The organism is Burkholderia sp. CCA53 (genome assembly GCF_001685525.1).
Classification (GTDB): domain Bacteria; phylum Pseudomonadota; class Gammaproteobacteria; order Burkholderiales; family Burkholderiaceae; genus Burkholderia; species Burkholderia multivorans.
In genome coordinates, this window is sequence record NZ_BDDJ01000002.1 from 945515 (window position 1) to 962193 (window position 16679).

20 protein-coding genes are annotated in these 16679 nt (G+C 68.5%); 12 read left to right on the forward strand and 8 right to left on the reverse strand.

Going from position 1 to position 16679, the window contains the following annotated elements:
- The first annotated feature begins 23 nt into the window (after positions 1 to 23).
- Positions 24 to 524 carry a molybdopterin-dependent oxidoreductase gene (locus tag BCR55_RS20660; protein ID WP_006404491.1) on the forward strand — a complete coding sequence of 167 codons (501 nt, stop codon included), beginning with the start codon at positions 24 to 26 and terminating at the stop codon, positions 522 to 524.
- Positions 521 to 2335 (forward strand): hybrid sensor histidine kinase/response regulator AtsR, encoded by a 1815-nt coding sequence (gene atsR / locus BCR55_RS20665; protein ID WP_065495741.1) that lies wholly within the window; start codon positions 521 to 523, stop codon positions 2333 to 2335. Before BCR55_RS20660 ends, atsR begins: the two co-directional genes overlap by 4 nt.
- Before the next feature lie 57 nt (positions 2336 to 2392).
- Here atsR and BCR55_RS20670 read toward each other — a convergent pair whose 3' ends face one another.
- A complete protein-coding gene (locus BCR55_RS20670) occupies positions 2393 to 2812 on the reverse strand; it encodes a secondary thiamine-phosphate synthase enzyme YjbQ (protein WP_065495742.1) in 420 nt (139 codons plus the stop codon).
- 20 nt (positions 2813 to 2832) lie between these two features.
- Complete coding sequence (locus tag BCR55_RS20675; RefSeq protein ID WP_006397679.1) at positions 2833 to 3159, reverse strand: thioredoxin family protein; 327 nt, start codon at positions 3157 to 3159, stop codon at positions 2833 to 2835.
- A gap of 194 nt (positions 3160 to 3353) precedes the next feature.
- On the opposite strand from BCR55_RS20675, the gene BCR55_RS20680 reads away from it, so the two are divergent.
- From BCR55_RS20680 to BCR55_RS20690, 3 genes are read left to right on the forward strand one after another with little or no spacing between them, the layout of a single operon-like run.
- Positions 3354 to 4082: a flavin reductase family protein gene (locus BCR55_RS20680; protein ID WP_053298020.1), complete on the forward strand. Its 729-nt coding sequence runs from the start codon at positions 3354 to 3356 to the stop codon at positions 4080 to 4082.
- On the forward strand, positions 4079 to 5515 hold the full coding sequence (locus BCR55_RS20685) for an MFS transporter (protein WP_065495744.1): 1437 nt from the start codon (positions 4079 to 4081) through the stop codon (positions 5513 to 5515). The genes BCR55_RS20680 and BCR55_RS20685 overlap by 4 nt, the downstream gene beginning before the upstream one ends.
- Before the next feature lie 43 nt (positions 5516 to 5558).
- Positions 5559 to 5891, forward strand: a complete 333-nt coding sequence (locus BCR55_RS20690) for a DUF2322 family protein (protein WP_006397676.1) — start codon at positions 5559 to 5561, stop codon at positions 5889 to 5891.
- A 178-nt stretch (positions 5892 to 6069) separates the two neighbouring features.
- Here the strand turns inward: BCR55_RS20690 and BCR55_RS20695 are convergent, their stop codons facing one another.
- Positions 6070 to 6639 (reverse strand): hypothetical protein, encoded by a 570-nt coding sequence (locus BCR55_RS20695; protein WP_065495746.1) that lies wholly within the window; start codon positions 6637 to 6639, stop codon positions 6070 to 6072.
- A gap of 142 nt (positions 6640 to 6781) precedes the next feature.
- Positions 6782 to 7240 carry an Lrp/AsnC family transcriptional regulator gene (locus BCR55_RS20700; RefSeq protein ID WP_006397674.1) on the reverse strand — a complete coding sequence of 153 codons (459 nt, stop codon included), beginning with the start codon at positions 7238 to 7240 and terminating at the stop codon, positions 6782 to 6784.
- A gap of 124 nt (positions 7241 to 7364) precedes the next feature.
- On the opposite strand from BCR55_RS20700, the gene BCR55_RS20705 reads away from it, so the two are divergent.
- The 3 genes from BCR55_RS20705 (at position 7365) to surE (ending at position 9473) form a co-directional block, all read left to right on the forward strand.
- Complete coding sequence (locus BCR55_RS20705) at positions 7365 to 8099, forward strand: AzlC family ABC transporter permease (protein ID WP_006413319.1); 735 nt, start codon at positions 7365 to 7367, stop codon at positions 8097 to 8099.
- The gene (locus BCR55_RS20710; protein ID WP_006404497.1) at positions 8092 to 8391 is read left to right on the forward strand and encodes an AzlD family protein; all 300 of its coding nucleotides are present in this window, start codon (positions 8092 to 8094) and stop codon (positions 8389 to 8391) included. Before BCR55_RS20705 ends, BCR55_RS20710 begins: the two co-directional genes overlap by 8 nt.
- A gap of 302 nt (positions 8392 to 8693) precedes the next feature.
- Positions 8694 to 9473 (forward strand): 5'/3'-nucleotidase SurE, encoded by a 780-nt coding sequence (surE, locus tag BCR55_RS20715; RefSeq protein WP_006404498.1) that lies wholly within the window; start codon positions 8694 to 8696, stop codon positions 9471 to 9473.
- A 124-nt stretch (positions 9474 to 9597) separates the two neighbouring features.
- Here the strand turns inward: surE and BCR55_RS20720 are convergent, their stop codons facing one another.
- From BCR55_RS20720 to BCR55_RS20730, 3 genes are all read right to left on the reverse strand, one after another.
- Positions 9598 to 10437 (reverse strand): SDR family NAD(P)-dependent oxidoreductase, encoded by an 840-nt coding sequence (locus tag BCR55_RS20720; RefSeq protein WP_053298032.1) that lies wholly within the window; start codon positions 10435 to 10437, stop codon positions 9598 to 9600.
- Positions 10438 to 10562: 125 nt separating this feature from the next.
- Positions 10563 to 11030, reverse strand: coding sequence for a cupin domain-containing protein (locus tag BCR55_RS20725; RefSeq protein WP_035946191.1), 468 nt, complete (start codon positions 11028 to 11030; stop codon positions 10563 to 10565).
- A gap of 141 nt (positions 11031 to 11171) precedes the next feature.
- Positions 11172 to 12395, reverse strand: coding sequence for a Zn-dependent hydrolase (locus tag BCR55_RS20730; protein ID WP_053298024.1), 1224 nt, complete (start codon positions 12393 to 12395; stop codon positions 11172 to 11174).
- 96 nt (positions 12396 to 12491) lie between these two features.
- Here BCR55_RS20730 and BCR55_RS20735 point away from each other — a divergent pair, with 96 nt between their 5' ends.
- The 3 genes from BCR55_RS20735 (at position 12492) to BCR55_RS20745 (ending at position 15335) form a co-directional block, all read left to right on the forward strand.
- Positions 12492 to 13424 carry a LysR family transcriptional regulator gene (locus tag BCR55_RS20735; protein WP_006404504.1) on the forward strand — a complete coding sequence of 311 codons (933 nt, stop codon included), beginning with the start codon at positions 12492 to 12494 and terminating at the stop codon, positions 13422 to 13424.
- Between the two features lie 611 nt (positions 13425 to 14035).
- A complete protein-coding gene (locus tag BCR55_RS20740; RefSeq protein WP_006404505.1) occupies positions 14036 to 14425 on the forward strand; it encodes a fucose-binding lectin II in 390 nt (129 codons plus the stop codon).
- 169 nt (positions 14426 to 14594) lie between these two features.
- Positions 14595 to 15335, forward strand: a complete 741-nt coding sequence (locus tag BCR55_RS20745) for a fucose-binding lectin II (RefSeq protein ID WP_065495750.1) — start codon at positions 14595 to 14597, stop codon at positions 15333 to 15335.
- Between the two features lie 254 nt (positions 15336 to 15589).
- Here the strand turns inward: BCR55_RS20745 and BCR55_RS20750 are convergent, their stop codons facing one another.
- A complete protein-coding gene (locus BCR55_RS20750) occupies positions 15590 to 15808 on the reverse strand; it encodes an autotransporter outer membrane beta-barrel domain-containing protein (RefSeq protein WP_006409394.1) in 219 nt (72 codons plus the stop codon).
- Between the two features lie 145 nt (positions 15809 to 15953).
- Between BCR55_RS20750 and BCR55_RS20755 the strand changes: the two genes are divergently transcribed.
- Positions 15954 to 16541, forward strand: a complete 588-nt coding sequence (locus tag BCR55_RS20755; protein ID WP_006404509.1) for a DUF4410 domain-containing protein — start codon at positions 15954 to 15956, stop codon at positions 16539 to 16541.
- The last annotated feature ends 138 nt before the right edge of the window (positions 16542 to 16679 follow it).

A 16679-nucleotide genomic window follows, 5' to 3' on the forward strand; every position in this document is an offset into this window, starting at 1 on the left:
GCCACCCCAACGAGACCAACCACATGCAAGCTACGACTCTCTGGCTCAAGCGCGTGCTCACCGTGTATCTGCTCGGCCTCGCCGCCGCATGCTGGGCCGCGCCGTTCACGTTCACCGTCGACGGCAAGATCGCGAAGAGCAACCAGTCCGGCCGGCACGCGTACGTGTTTTCCGAGGCGGCGCTGATGGCGCTGCCCCAGCATACGATCCGCACCTCGACGAGCTGGACGCCGGTCTCGACGTTCACGGGCCCGCGGCTCTCCGACGTGCTGAAGGCGGTCGGCGCGCACGGCGAGCAGATCGAATTCCGCTGCATCGACGAATACACGTTCACGATTCCCGCATCCGACGCCGATCGTTACGGCGTGATCCTCGCGCGGACGATGAACGGCAAGGTGCTCGGCAACGACAACTACGGGCCGCTGTGGATCATGTATCCGCGCGACCAGTTTCCGGACGAGCTGAAGACGCCGCTCGGCGAAGCGAAATTCGCGTGGCAGGTCGTCGGGCTGACGGTGAAATGACACGCCGCCGATGGCGTAACCGGAAAGTCATCCTCGTTCTCGGCTCCGTCTGGCTGCTGGGGTTCGCCGCGTGGGCGTTCCTGCTGTGGGACCTGCTCGCGACGTCGGTCAACGAAGGCGTGCTCGAAGGGCCGCGCGAGGGCGTGTTCTGGACGGCCGCGCAATACCGCAACGTCTATACGCGCTTCAACCGCCAGCTGATCCTCTACGCAACGCATCAGGACGACGATTTCGACAAGCTGCAGATGCAGCTCGACAGCCTCTCCGTGTCGTTCGGCTTTCTCGAGCGGCCGTCCGAAGTGTCCGAATACTGGCTGCGCATCCCGAGCGCGCGCGACGAGATCGCGACGCTCGGCGCCTTCATGGCGCAGCTGAAGCGCGACGTGCCGAAGCTGCGCGACGCGCCGCAGCAAGCACCGCGCGTGCTGGCCGACGTCGACGCATACTGGCCGCGCGTCAACGGTCTCGCCAACGACTTCCGCGCGATCGAGATGGCACAGCGCGACTTCACGTTCCATCAGCTGCGTGCGAAGCAGCGGACGATCCTGCTGCTCGGCGGTGTGCTCGGCGTGCTGCTGTGCGCGCTGTTCGCGCTGTTCGCGCTGCTGTTCTACACGATGCGCACGCGCGATGCGTTGCTCGAACGGCAGAACGCGGCACTCGACGCCGAGCGGCAAGCCTCCGATCGCGCGTTCGAGATGATCGAGGCGAAAAACGCGTTTCTCGGCATGGTCAGCCACGAACTGCGCACGCCGCTGCAGGCGATCTGCGGGTCGATCGAGATCCTCCTTGCGCGCCCGCAGTCCGACGCGAACCTGAAGACGATCCGGCGGCTGCAGAATTCGGCGGCGTCGCTCGAAGCGCTCGTCAAGGATCTGACCGACTACATCAAGCTGCGCTCGACGAAACGGCTCGCCGACGCGGAAACGGTCCGCATCGCGTCGCTGCTCGCCGACGTGCTCGATCCGCTGCGCCCGAAAATCGACGCGAAAGGGCTCGCGCTCTCGTCGCACGTCGCACCGACCGATCTCGCCGTGCGCTCCGACCGGAAGCTGCTGCGGCAGGTGCTCGCGAATCTCGTCGAGAACGCGGTCAAGTACACGCACCGCGGCTCGATCGCCGTGTCGATCACGCGCGCCGACGCGCCGGCCGGCCCGCAGCTGAGGATCGCGGTGCGCGACACCGGCGTCGGCATCGCGAAGGCGCATCTGTCGAAGATCTTCGAGCCGTTCTATCGCGCGAACGATGCGGTCGGGCTCAGCGTCGACGGCATCGGGATGGGGCTCGCCGTCGTGCGCGAAATCGTCACGACGCTGCGCGGGCGCGTCGACGTGCACAGCGTCGCGGGCCAGGGCAGCGAGTTCGTCGTGACGGTGCCGGTCGACGTGCCGGACGCGGTAGAGAGCGCACACGAAGCGCCGGCCGGTGCGGCGCCGGCCGCGCTGCGCGACACGCGCGCGCTGATCGTCGACGACAACGACAACGCGCGCGAAACGCTCGGCGCGATGCTCACGACGCTCGGCATCGCCGCCGATCTGTGCGGCACCGGCCGCGAAGGCCTCGCGCGCGCGGCCGAGATCGCGTACGACGTCGTGATACTCGATCTGGAGCTGCCCGACATCAGCGGTGTCGACGTTGCGCGCCGGCTGCGCTCGACGCGTGCGCCCGGCGCGCAGCGTCCGGCGATCCTCGGCGTCACGGCGTACGAGTCGCTGGCGCTCGGCGAGAACCGGCAGGCCTTCGACGAATACGTCCCGAAGCCCGTGCATCTGCGCGAACTCGGCGCGGCGATCGAACGGCTGCTCGGCTGACGCCGCCGCGCGCGTCCATCGCACGCCGCCCGCCGCCGACGCGCGCCTGCGTGCGGCTCACTCGCCGATCAGATGCAGCACGACGTCGCGCCGATGCGCGGCGCGGCGATGCTCGAACAGATAGATGCCCTGCCAGGTGCCGAGCACCATCCGTCCGTTTTCGACCGGAATCGACAGCTGCACCTGCGTGAGCGCGGTGCGCAGATGCGCCGGCATGTCGTCCGCGCCTTCGGTGTCGTGCTCGTAGCGTGTCGCATCCTCGGGCGCGAGCATCTCGAAGTAGCGCTCGAGATCGCGCTGCACCGACGGATCGGCATTCTCCTGGATCAGCAGCGACGCGGACGTGTGCCGGCAGAAGACGGTCAGCAGCCCGGTGCGGATCGTCTGCTGATCGACGAACGCGCGCACGCGCGCGGTGAACTCGACGAGGCCGCGGCCTCGCGTATCGACGCCGACGTGCTGGATGGCCTGTTGCATGGCTTGTCGTCCCGTGCGGATCAGGCGAGCGCCGCGAAGCCTTCGGCTTCGATCTGCCGCGCGTCGATCGGGCGCACGACGCGCGCGACTTCGACGCCGTCGCGCAGAAACACGAGCGTCGGCCACAGCTTCACGCCGAACGAACGGCCGAGCGGCCGGCCGGGGCCGTCCTCGATCTTCAGATGGCGGACCTCGGGATGCGCCGCGAGCGACGCGACGATCGACGGCTGCGCGCCCGCGCAGATCCCGCACCAGTTGGCGCCGAATTCGATCACGGTCGCGCCGGTCAGCGCTTCGACTTCCGCGCGCGTCGGCGCGTTGGAGGTATAGCGTTGCGGAGTGAGCATCGGGTTCCTCGTCAGCAATTCTCGAACCTGGTCGCGCCGCCGGATACCGGGCTGCGCGACCTGCGATTTCCTACTGTAGCGGAAAAGCCCCGCCGATGCCGGCGCCCGCCGGCCGGATGACACGGCAAGATCCGGAGCGCCGTGCGGCCGCCGCGCGCGCAGCATGCAGGCTGATCGTCGAGAGGAATCCGCCCATGCATGCGCCGCATCGCGTCACCGAACCGAACATCCTGTACTTCGGCACGCCCGTCGTGCTGATCAGCACGCTGAACGCCGACGGCACCGCCAATCTCGCGCCGATGTCGTCCGCGTTCTGGCTCGGCTGGCGCGGCGTGCTCGGACTCGCGAACAGCTCGCAGACCGCGCAGAATCTGCTGCGCACGCGCGAATGCGTACTGAATCTGCCGTCGCCCGCGCAGGCGCATGCGGTCGATCGGATCGCGCGCACGACCGGCACGTACCCCGTGCCGGAATCGAAGCACGCGAAGGGCTACGTGTACGAAGCCGACAAGTTCGGCACGGCCGGACTGACCGAAACCGCATCGCACACCGTCGCGCCGCCGCGTGCGCTCGAATGTCCGGTTCATCTGGAAGCGGTCGTCGTCGCGACACACGGCATCGGCGACGACGCGCCCGATCTGCGCGGCCGCATTCGCGTGTTCGAAGTGCGCGTGCAGCGCGTGCACGTGCATCCCGATCTGCTGGTCGACGGGGAACCGGATCGCATCGATCCCGACAAATGGTCGCCTCTGATCATGAGCTTCCAGAAGTTCTACGGACTGGACGCGCAGCAGGTCCATCCGTCGCGGCTCGCCGACATTCCTGAACGCGCCTACCGCAGCCGCGACATCGATCGCGCACGCGACGCGCTGCACGCCGCCGACGCCGTGCACGACGGCAGCCTGCCGGGAGATCCGCGATGATGCGTCCGACCCGCGCGGCGTCGCGCGACGCTGCCGATGAGGCGCGGGCCGCGCGGCACCGGCTCATGCTGCCGACGCTCTGCATCGCGGTGCTGATCGCGCAGATCGACACCGCGATCGTCAATCTCGCGACCGGTGCGATCGGCGCGACGTTCGGCGCACGCGTCGGCGCACTGCAATGGGTGATCGATGCGTACAACCTCGCCTATGCGGTGCTGCTGCTCACCGGCGGCCTGATCGGCGACCTCTACGGGCGGCGCCGCGCATTCGTCGCCGGTGCGGCGTTGCTGAGCGGCGCGTCGGTCGTCTGCGCGCTCGCGCCGACGCTCGGCGTGCTGATCGCCGGCCGCGCGCTCGCGGGCGCCGGGGCCGCGCTGCTGATTCCCGCGTCGCTCGCGATCGTGCGCGTGACCTGGCGCGATCCGGCCGAGCGCGCGCGGGCACTCGGCATCTGGGCGGCATGCGGCGGCATCGCGATGATCGTCGGGCCGACGCTCGGCGGCGTGCTGATTCGCGCGTTCGGCTGGCCGAGCATCTTCGCGATCGTGATTCCGTTCGGCGCCGCGGCCGTCGTGCTCGCGGCAGTCGCGGTGCGCGAGTCGGCCGATCCGCAGGGCCGCCGCTTCGACGTCGTCGCACAGGTGCTCGGCGCGCTTGCGATCGGCGGCATCGTGTTCGCGACGATCGATGCGCGTCACGCTCCGCTGCACACCGCGCTGTTGGTCGCGGCGAGCGGCGTCGCCGTCGCGCTGTTCGTGCGTGTCGAGCGGCGGCTCGGCACGACCGCGCTCGTGCCGCTCGACCTGCTCGCGAACCGTCCGTTTCGCGGCATGCTGATCGCGAACGGCGCGATGACGTTCGGCGGCTACGGGATGCTGTTCGTGCTGCCGCTCGCATGGCAGAGCCACCGTGTGCTCGATGCGGCCGGTGCCGGCGTGGCGCTGCTGCCGATGTCGGTGCCGTTCGCGCTCGTGTCGTTCGGCTCCGGCGCCGTCGCGGCGCGCGTCGGTGCACGCACGGCCGGCGCAGGCGGCGTCGCGCTGATGGGGCTCGGGCTCGCGGTCATCGGCATCGGCGCGGCGGGCTCGACCGACGCGCACGCGCCGACGCTCGCGTGGGCCGCTTGCGGGCTCGTGCTGACCGGCACGGGGCTCGGGCTCGCGGTCGGATCGCTGGCCGCGACGGCCGTCGGCGCGGTCGACGCCGAGCGCGCCGGCACGGCCGCCTCGCTGATGAACGTCATGCGGATGATCGGCGCGGTGCTCGGCGTCGCCGTGCTCGGCGCGCTGTACGACGCGTTCGGCGGCGGCGCAGCCGCCCTGCGGATCGCGATGGGCGCCGGCAGCATCGTGCAGCTCGGCTGCGCGGCGCTCGCGTGGCGCACGTCCGGCCGCGGCCGCGCGCCCGCGCGCGCGTCGCGTGCGATCGGATAAGATACGGCCCGCGTTGCCCCTCATGAACCGACGGAGTGTTTCAGTGATTCAACCGACCGCAGTCTTCAAGGACAATCTCGCGCAATTGCCGGCCATCGACGGCATCGCACGCATCGATCTCGTCGCCGCGAACGGCGACGTGGTGGCCAGCATCGAGAACCAGCCGGGCAAGCAGGGCTCGCTCGCCGTGTACCACTACCTGAAGCAGACGTTCGGCACGCTCGACGCGAAAGCGGCCGAGCACGGGCTCGCGGTATTCGCCGAACATACGGCCGACGCACGCAATCGCCCGGGCGCGCATCCGAACGTCGATCGTCTGCTCGCAATCGTCGCGGGCGGCGAAGCGCTGCGCATCGACGTCGTCGCGAAGGGCTGAGCGACGCGGCGTCGCGGCACTGCGGCGGCCGGAACGCAGGAACGCGGCGCGTGCCGTGCGGAGCCGCGGGCCGCGCCACTCGCCACTCGCCACTCGCCACTCGCCACTCGCCACTCGCCACTCGCCACTCGCCGCGCGCCGCGCACCGATCGCCGCTTGCCGCGCACCGCCATCCCGATCAGCGATTCGCACCGAGCGCGACCCGCAGGCGCTCCATCAGCCGCGTGTAGTGCCGCAGCACGTCGGCCTTGTCTTCGACGTTGTCCGTCGCGAAACGCTCGGACCATCCGGGCTTCCAGTCGTACGTGCCGTGCACGCTGCGATCGCCGTCCGGCCCATGGATCAGCGAACGGATCCAGGCATCGCGGCCCGCGCCCGTATGCATCTCGAACAGCGCGTGGATGTACGCGTGATACGCGTCGTACACGTCGTCGTCGAACAGATAGCGATACAGATGGAACGTGCGGTCGAGCTCGCGCTTCGCGCGGATCACGTCGTCGGGCGAGATGTCCTTCCAGTAGCCGATCCAGGTGTAGAAGCACAGCAGCGCGTTCAGTTGCGGCGCGACCACGTCGTACAGCGCAAGCCGCTTCTCGATCAGCTTCTGGTTGGTCCACTGCACGAGCTCGAGCCGCTTCAGCCGCCGCGCGACCAGCCAGCCGAGGCCGGCCACCGACAGCGGCGTCAGCACGCCGAGCGCCAGCTTCACGATTTCCAGCGAATTCCACGGACTGTTGACGGGCTGCATGTTTCGCTCGACAGGAAAAGGCAGGGGCGTTTCGCTACCGGGCGGCGCCTGCGCGGCATCGGCGCGGCATCGGCGCGGCGGCGTCGCGTTGCATCAGTGTATCGGGCGTTCGTCGCACTTGCCGTGAACGCGCCGCGCGCCGCTACGTCGGCAGCGCCGAGGTCAGCTTGATCTTCTGCATCGGAATGTCGGTCTTCACGCTGAGCACGCCCGGAATGCGCGTCAGATACTCCATCTGAAAGCGACGGTAGTCGTCGATGTCGGCCGCGACGACGCGCAGCAGGAAGTCGCAGTCGCCCGCCATCAGATGACATTCGACGACTTCCGGCATCTGCTGGACCGCCTCCGCGAAGCGGTTCACCGTCTCAGCATCCTGCCCCTTCAGCCACACGCGCGTGAAGATCGTCAGCCCCTTGCCGACCTTCGCCGGGTTCAGCACGGCCACGTATTTCTCGATCACGCCCGCTTCCTCGAGCAGCCGCACGCGCCGCAGGCACGGCGACGGCGACAGCCCGACCTCCTGCGCGAGTTCCACGTTCTGCATGCGGCCGTCGCGCTGCAGCGCGGTCAGGATCCGCCGGTCGATTGCGTCAAGCTTCATTGGCACCCGATTCCAAAAAATTTGCGTATTGCACGTTCGATGCCAAATTCTGCGAAAAACATGGCGACAACGCAACCCGATTCGAGTCAAAAAAGCAGACAATCCCTCCCCCGAAGGAGGAGTAATGAGCAGTAGCGTTTCAACGTCGTCCGGGCTGCGCGAGCGGCCCGCCTATGTCGCCGAGATGGGCCGCGGCTTGCGCGCGGCGCTGCCCGTCATGCTGGGTTTCGTGCCGTTCGCGCTCGTGCTGGGCGCGCAGGCCGCGCAAAAAGGGCTGAGCCTGTTCGAGGTCCCGATGATGACGGGCCTGAACTTCGGCGGCGGCTCGGAATTCGCGGCGATCCATCTGTGGACGTCGCCGCCGCACATCGCGCTGATCGTCGCGATGTCGTTTCTCGTCAATTCGCGTCACATCCTGATGGGCGCCGCGTTCGCGCCGTATATCCGGCGCCTGCCGCGCCGCCGCGCGTTCGCCGCGCTGTTCTTCATGTGCGACGAGAGCTGGGCGATGTCGCTCGCCGATACGCGCTCGCGCGCCGACACGCACATCAGCGTCCCGTATTACGCGGGGATCTGCGCCGGGCTCTACCTGACATGGATCTCGATGACGACGCTCGGCGCGGCCGTCGGACCGACGATCGGCAACGTCGAACAGTACGGCTTCGACATGGCGTTCACGGCCGTGTTTCTCGTGCTGCTGCGCGGGATGTGGAAGGGCCTGCGCGCGAGCCGGCCGTGGTTCGTGAGCCTCGTCGTCGCGGCGGCCACGCATCTGGCCGTGCCGGGCGCCTGGTACGTCGCGGCCGGCGCGTGCGCGGGGCTGATCGCCGCGCTGTGGTGGGAGCCGCGCGATGCCTGATTTCAGCACCGTCGCGACGATCGTGCTGATGGCGTCGACGACTTACCTGTCGCGCATCCTCGGCTACGTGATGCTGCGCAACCGCCCGCTGAGCCCGCGGATGGCCGCCGTGATGGAGAACGTGCCGGGCTGCGTGCTGATCTCGGTGATCGCGCCCGCGTTCGTGTCGACGCGTCCGGCCGATCTGCTCGCGCTCGCCATCACGATCGTCGCGGCCACGCGCCTGTCGATCCTCCCGACCGTCGCGATCGGCGTCGTGTCGGCCGGCGTGCTGCGGCACCTGCTCGGCTAGCGAACGCAGGCCCGCCGCGGCCGGTCGTCGGTGCAGCGGTGCAGCGGTCCAGCGGTCCATTCGACGACGGGCGCGCAAGCGCCCGTTTTCACATCGGCGAGATCGCGCCGAATGCGCGCCGAGACGCGCGCGCCCCGGCGCGCAACGAGGCGCTGCGTGTTGCCGCACGCCGGACCTGCGCGCGCTGCGTCATACTCTTCGGCAATCCGTCGCTTCGCCGCGCGCGCGGCGCGCGGCCCCGGCCGGCCGCCCGCGCACGCGGCGACGATATCCGCAGCCCCATCTCCACGAGGAACGTTCCGATGCAAGAAACCCGCCCGCTGTTCGATCGCGTCCTGCTCACCAACGACGACGGATTCGACGCCCCCGGTCTCGCCGTGCTCGAACGCGTCGCCGCGCAGCTCGCGCGCGAAGTGTGGATCGTCGCGCCGGCCGAGGACCAGAGCGGCACGTCGCACTCGCTGAGCCTGCACGAGCCGCTGCGCGTGCATCGCAAGGACGAACGCCGCTTCGCGGTGCGCGGCACGCCCGGAGACTGCGTCGCGATCGCCGTCAGCCATCTGATGAAGGACGCGCGGCCCGACGCGGTGCTGTCGGGCGTCAATCGCGGCGCGAATCTCGGCACCGAGACCGTGTTCTCGGGCACGGTCGGCGCCGCGATGACGAGCATGCTGCTCGGCGTACCGGCCATCGCACTGAGCCAGGCCTTCACCGATCGGCACGCGGTGCCGTGGGACACCGCGCTTGCGCATGCGCCCGACGTCATCCGCCGGCTCGTCGCGGCCGGCTGGGACAGCGACGTGTGCCTGAACGTGAACTTCCCCGCGCGACCCGCGCAGGACGTGCGCGGCCTGAAGGCGACGAATCAGGGCGCCGGCACGCTGCAGGGCGTCGAAATCGTGTCGGGGCGCGATCCGCGCGACATCGAGTATCACTGGCTGAAACTCGCGCGCGCCCCGCGCGACGACGACGCCGATTCGGAAACGGTCGCGCTCGGCGAAGGCTTCATTTCCGTCACGCCGCTGAAGTTCGAACGCACGCATGATCACGCGCTCGCGCGGCTGCGCTCGAGCATCGGCTGAGTCGCCGGCCGGGCGAGGGTGAGGGCGAGGGCTCACCGACCGTAGCGAGACGCAGCCGGCGATCCTGGCCGCAGCAGACAGCGCTACGCCCCCGATCAGCGGACCGGCAGCCAGCGGCGCCCCGCTACGTCAGATTCAATCCGCCGTCGAGCATGACGATCTCGCCCGTCACGTAGTCGGACGCGACGAGCATCGCGACCGTCTGCGCGACGTCGTCCGGCGTCGCCGCGCGGCGCATCGGTGCACGCTCGCGCCAGAGCTGCTGCGCGTCGGTCCAGTCGGCCGTCAGCGGCGTATCGACGAGCCCGGGCGCAACCGCATTGACGCGGATCGCCGGCGCCAGTGTGCGCGCGAGCAGGCGCGTCGTGTGGTTGAGCGCCGCCTTCGCGGCCGCATACGGAATCGACGCGCCCTTCGGCCGCACACCGGCGTGCGAACTGACGTTCACGACGCAGCCGGCACGGCCGTGCGACGCCGCTTCGAGCAGCGCGGGCTGCGCTTCGGCGACGAGCCGAAACGGCGCGATCGCGTTGATCTCGTACAGCTCGCGCCATACCTCAGGCGTCGCGGCTGCCAGATCGTCGTGCGCGATCGTGCGGCTGATGCCCGCGTTATTGACGAGCACGTCGAGGCGGCCGTGCACCGCGAGCGCATCGCGGATCAGCCTCACGCGTTCGGCATCGTCGGCGAGATCGGCCTGCACGTATGCCGCGCCGAGTTCGCTCGCCATCGCGCGCCCCGTCTCGACCGACCGCCGCGAATGCAGGATCACCGCGTAACCGTCCGCGGCGAGGCGCCGTGCAATCGCCGCGCCGATCCCCGACGTCGATCCGGTGACGAGCGCAACCGGCCGATGCACGCGCGACGCGCGCGGCTCGATGGCGGTTTCGACTTCGGCGTCGACTTCGGCTTCGAGTTCGGTGTCGGGGATCGGGGCGTGCGTCGGCGGGTGGGGCGTGTCCATGGCGGAACCCTGCGGATGGCGATTCCGCATCATAAGCGCGACGCGCACCGCCGCGCGAATCCTGCGCGCGATCGCGGCAGCGCGCGCATCGCACATCGTGCGGCCGCCGCCATCGCGCGAGCGCGTTACGGCTGTGTCGGCAAGTCGACGAAGTCTTCGAGCGGCCCGGCGACATACAGCCGCTTGCCGACCCGCGGGTATTCGCATACGTCGTGCTCGAGCCGCTGCCCGACGACGATCAGTTCGAGCGGCGTATCGCCGGTGTTCTGCAGCGTATGCGCTTCGCCGCCGCGCGCGAAGCCGAGAAAATCGCCCGGTCCGACCGCTTCGCGGCGCTCGCCGATCGTCACGGTGCCGTTGCCGGACAGCACGTAGACGCACTCTTCCTCGTACAGATGCCGGTGATATTCGGCGGACTCGTGGCCCGGCATCAACGTGATCAGATGAAAGCCGAGCTGTGTGATGCCGGTCAGATCGCCGAGCGCCTTGCGCAGCCGTACGGCATTGGGATTGAGCGGATGAACCGCGCGTGTCGGTTCCATCTTCGCGATGTCGGCAGCCTTCAGCAGCTCCCGCGGGGGTGTCGTCGACATGGGGATCTCGCAAGCGTCGGGAATGCAGCGGTTGAACGAACCGGCCGGCATGGCGCCGGCCGGCCGACGATTGTCCGCCATTTTCTCGTGCGCGTCGCGACCTCCCGTTCGCCACCGCCGCCGGCGGCATGCGGCCGCGTGCTAGCGCGCGCAGTCGACGAGCAGGTTCGCGAGCACCGACGCGCCTTGCGCGAGATGGACGGGATCTGCGTCCTCGGCCTCGTTGTGGCTGAGGCCGGCCTTGCACGGGACGAACACCATCGCGCTCGGTGCGACGTACGACAGGTTCACCGCATCGTGCCCGGCGCCGCTGAACATCTCGAGATACGGATAGCCGGCCGCGATCGTTGCCTGCCGCACACGTTCGATGCATGCCGCGTCGAACGCGATCGGGTCGTACTCGGCGATGCGCTGCACGTCCACGTGCGTGCCGCGCAGCGCGGTGCGCTCCGTGCAGATCGCGCCGATATCGGCGACGAGCCGCTGCAGCGCCGAGCGCGACGGATGACGCACGTCGACGCTGAAGCGCACCTGCCCCGGTATCGTGCTCGGCGAGTTCGGCTGGCACGCGAGATGGCCGACCGTCACGCGCGCATCGGCGTCGAAGCCGTGCCCGTGCTCGACGATCGCGGCGATCATCGCGGCCGCGACGCCCATTGCGTCCTTGCGCACACTCATCGGCGTCGTGCCGGCATGCGACTCGAAACCGGTCACCGTGACGTCGAGCTCGACGATGCCCTGCACGCCGGTCACGACGCCGATCGGCACGCCCGCGTTCTCGAGCACGGGCCCCTGCTCGATATGCGCTTCGAAGTACGCCTTCGGCATCTGCCGCTCGCGCGCAGGGCCCGCGAAGCCCGTGCGTTCGAGCTCGTCGCCGAGCCGCACGCCGGTGTGCATGCAGGGCCGCGCGAGCGCGTCGTCGAGGTCCAGCTTGCCCGCATAGACGGCCGAACCCATCATGCCGGGCGTGAAGCGCGAACCCTCTTCGTTCGTCCATGCGACGACGTCGATCGGATGCCGCGTCGCGATGCCGTGCTCGTTCAGCGTGCGGATCGCCTCGAGGCCCGCGAGCACGCCATAGACGCCGTCGAAGCGGCCGCCGAGCGGCTGCGTGTCGAGATGGCTGCCGCACATCACGGCCGGCGCATCCGGCTCCGTGCCGGGCCGCCGCGCGAACAGGTTGCCGATCGGATCGATGCGGATCTCGCAGCCGGCCGCCTCGCACCATGCGATGAAGCGGCGCCGGCCGCGCACCTCGTCGTCGCTCAGCGCGAGCCGGCAGCTGCCGCCGCGCGCGGTCGCGCCGATCGTCGCCATCTCCATCAGCGAATCCCACAGTCGTTGCCGGTTGACGCGCATCATCGCCGTCGCTCCTGAAAAGCCCCGAGCATATACACTCGGTCCGATAAGGAAAATCCAAGATTTTCTTGCAGACGATAACTTCTTCTTGTCACTCCGATGAAGCTCAAGCAGCTCAGTGCATTCCTCGCCGTCGCCGAGCACCGCACGATCCGCGGCGCCGCCCGCGCGCTCGGCGTCACGCAGCCGGCCGTCAGCGGCATCGTGCGCGAGCTCGAAGGCGAGCTCGGCGTGCCGCTCGTGATGCGCAGCGTCAAGGGCGTCGCCTTGACCGATTACGGCAGCGCCTTCGCGATCCGCGCGCGGCGCATCGTCGAGGAGATCCAGCGCACGCGCGACGAAATCGAGCAGTTGCGGCTCGGCACGACCGGCTCGGTGTCGATCGCAGTCAGCCCGACCGTCGCGCTGACGATCCTGCCGCACGCCTTCGATGCGTTCACGCGCGCGCTGCCCGGCGCGGCGGTCAATATCGACGACGCGCTGACGGCGACCGACCTCGCGCGACTGCGCGACGGCTCGCTCGATTTCATCGTCACGCATCAGCTGTCGGACGCGCTGCCGGACGCCGACGAATTCGCGAGCATTCCGCTGTTCCGCACCGCGTTCGTCGTGGTCGCCCGCAGCCGGCATCGGCTGGCCCGCGCGCGTTCGCTGCGCGAGCTCGGCGACGCGCGCTGGTGCGTGCCGCGCTATGGGGACGGCGGCGACGATCTGATCCGGTCGATCTTCGTTCCGCGCGGGATCGAGATGCCGAAGCGGATCGTGCAGTGCCCGTCGTTCGCGGCGACGCTCGGGCTCGTGTCGCGGACGGACGCACTCGGCGTCTTCGCGCGGCCGCTCGCGGACGTCGAGCGCGGCTCGCGCCGGCTCGTCGTGCTCGATCTCGTCGAGCCGCTGCCGGCGCTGACCGTCGCGATCGTGATGCGGCGGCACGCGCTGCTGACGCCGGCCGCGCTGAGGTTGATCGACTGTTTGAAGGCGGCGGCGGATGTGTTCAGGGGTGGCGCAGACGGAGACAGCGACGGCGCGTGATACACGTCGGCGCACGGACACGGGGGCAGACGCGTCGCGCGGCATGGCGTGCAACGCACGGGCCGGACAGTCGGTCTGCAGATCGGCTTCGGCCGGCGACGGCGGCGCAATCGATGGGCCCGCACCCACGCACCGTTGGCCGGGCCGAAATCCTGCGCGCGGATCGCCTTCGCGGTGTTGCGGGACTCGCTCTAACGGGCGATGACGCGCGCAAGATTCAGCAAGGCAAGCGCGATAACCCAGCGCCCGTCACGCTCGCTCGGCGACGCTGCGGCGACCTGATCGTCAGGCTGCGCGACGGCCTCTTTATCAACCCAAGTGCGCCCTGACGCCCGACGGAACGCGTAGCGCTGTTCCCGCTCACGCGTACGTTCATTGTTGATGAAAGCGCGACACACGACGATATCGTTTCTCGAATATATCGCGTCATTCCAATTGAAATGTGTTTATTGATTCGGATCGTTTCTGTTTTCGATTTTCTGAATGACTTCCATTCCCGGCCAAATATTTTCTTATTTATTTTTTGCCATGCTGATTTAACCGTGTTTCAAAAGGCAAACGTTTGCGCAACACGGTGAAACATCTCATTCATCGATCTCCAGGAGGAAAGCATGGCCGACTCTCAAACGTCCTCGAATCGTGGCGGCGAATTCTCGATCCCGCCGAACACCGATTTCCGCGCGATTTTCTTCGCGAATGCGGCCGAACAGCAGCACATCAAGCTGTTCATCGGCGACAGCAACGAACCGGCCGCGTATTACAAGCTCACCACGCGCGACGGCCCGCGCGAGGCCACGCTGAATTCGGGCAACGGCAAGCTGCGCTTCGAGGTGACGGTCAACGGAAAGGCATCGGCCACCGACGCGCGGCTCGCGCCGATCACCGGCAAGAAATCGGACGGCTCGCCGTACACGGTCAACTTCGGGATCGTCGTGTCGGAGGACGGCCACGACAGCGACTACAACGACGGCATCGTCGTGCTGCAGTGGCCGATCGGCTGACGAGCCGGCCGCCGGCATCGCCGTCGCGACCGGGCCGAGCGCAGCGAAGCCGGATTCCACGCAGCTTCTCCTGCATCCTGCGCACCTGCGCGCACGCGGCGCAGCAATCGTGCATGTGACATCCGCATGCACACCGACATTCCATCGAGACCATCAAGACGAGAACGACATGCAACAACCGTTTACCCATGACGATCTTTACGCGCTACTGCAACTCGCCGGCAACGATGCCAAGGCCGTGCAAGCGAACGGCGACCAGGCGGTGCTCGACCGGATGCGCCAGTTCATGACCGCGCAGCTCGTCGAGAAGCTGCCGCAGTACGACGTGTTCGTCGACATCGCGACCGTTCCGTACAGCTTCGACGTCGGCAGCTGGCAGAACAAGGTGAAGACCGACGCGGCCGGACAGGTGGTCGCATACACAGTCACGTGGGCCGGCGCGCCCGGCGTGCTGCCGGGCGCAGCGGCGAAGTTCGGCGTCGGCGCGGTAGTCAACTATTTCTCGAAAGCGACGCCGCAGCCGCAACCCGCGCAGCCGGATACCGCGACCGCCGGCGGCGGCGAACGCGACGGCGTGTTCAATCTGCCGCCGAACATCGCATTCGGCGTGACCGCGCTGGTCAACTCGTCCGCACAGCAGACGATCGAGGTCTTCGACGACGACGACCCGAAGCCAGCCGCGACATTCCAGGGCGCCGGCACGCATAACACGAACCTGAACACGCAGATCGTGAACTCGGGCAACGGCAAGGTGCGCGTGGTGGTCACGGTGAACGGCAAGCCGTCGAAGATCGGCTCGCGCCAGGTCGACATCTTCAAGAAGGCGTACTTCGGACTGGTCGCTTCGGAAGACGGCACGGACGGCGACTACAACGACGGGATCGCGATCCTGAACTGGCCGCTCGGTTGAACGGGCAGTCGCTGCGGCGGACACGCGCCCGCCGGCAGGCTCCGGTCCCGTCCGAGAGGCGTGCGGCGATCCCCTCGAAAGCGCGATCGCCGCGCGCCGGCTCAGATGCGGACGGGCGACGATGGCCGGCGGCGCGGCTATTTTTCCCCGCATCGGCGCGGGCGCATGCGCTGCTGCGCGCATCGCTTGCCGGCGTCTGCCGACGCTGCCTCATGCGAGCGTCGAGCGCCCGCCCGTGAGCGACGGGCCCGGCATCACCACGTCCATCGCACGCCCGCATGCCTGATGATCGTGCGCCGGTGCTCGCCGCCGAGGTTCGTCAGGTAGCTGACCGCCGCATACATACTGCCGCGCTTCGTCCACTGCGCGACAAGCCCGGCACCGATCTGCGCGGCGGTCTGCCCGGCCTGCGAGCCGATCGCCGTCGAGCCGCGGAACGTCGTCCTATCGTCACTGCCGAACGCGCAGCACATTCGCACCGCGATAAGCGAATGCCGAATCCAGCGCCGAACTTCCCCGTCTTTTCGACGAATTGAATCGAATCGCGGCGTGTTAGGTTCAGTTCCGGCTACCCAGCCTGTTCAAACAATCCCAATCACAAGACCAGAAGACCAAACGATGAAAACCCTTTTCCGTCATGCCGCGCTGGCATGGATAACGATCGGCTTCCTGTCGGGCTGCGCAAGCAGCGTGACGCGCGACGCGAGCAGCTCGGCCACGGCGCCCGTCACCGCGTCGACGGCGCACTTCGGTACGAAACCCGTGATCGTGAACGTCACGCTCGACGACACCGCGCGGGAAGAACTCAAAGACAACCTGAAGTTCGACGCGAAAAAGCTGCAGGAGAAACTCGAAACCGCCCTGGACGCGCGCAAGCTGCTCGCCAAAGCCGATTCGCCCGATGCGATGCACCTGAACGTCGAAGTCACCGGCATTCGCGTGCGGTCGAGCTTTTCCGCGGTCATGTTCGGCTTCATGGCCGGCAACGATCATGTGAACGGCACCGTGACGCTCGCCGATGCCGACAATCGTCCGGTCGACCGCTTCAAGGTGTCGGCATCGTACGCGCTCGGCGGCATCGCCGGCATCGACAGCATGCGCATGGACTGGCTGTACGAGAAATTCACCGAGCAGACGCTCGCCACGCTCGATCCGGCCACCGCTGCGCAGCAGGCCGCCGCTGCAACGGGCAAGTCGAAGCTGTAATAGCGGACGTCCGGCGGATCGCGTCATCGCGGCCCGCCGGGCGCCTCCGAGGCTGCCGGCTCGTCGCTCGACGCACTGCGCCGGGTCGTCGCGGCGCGCGATGCCCTTCTCCGAGGCAACAGCCTGAACAGCAGCAGC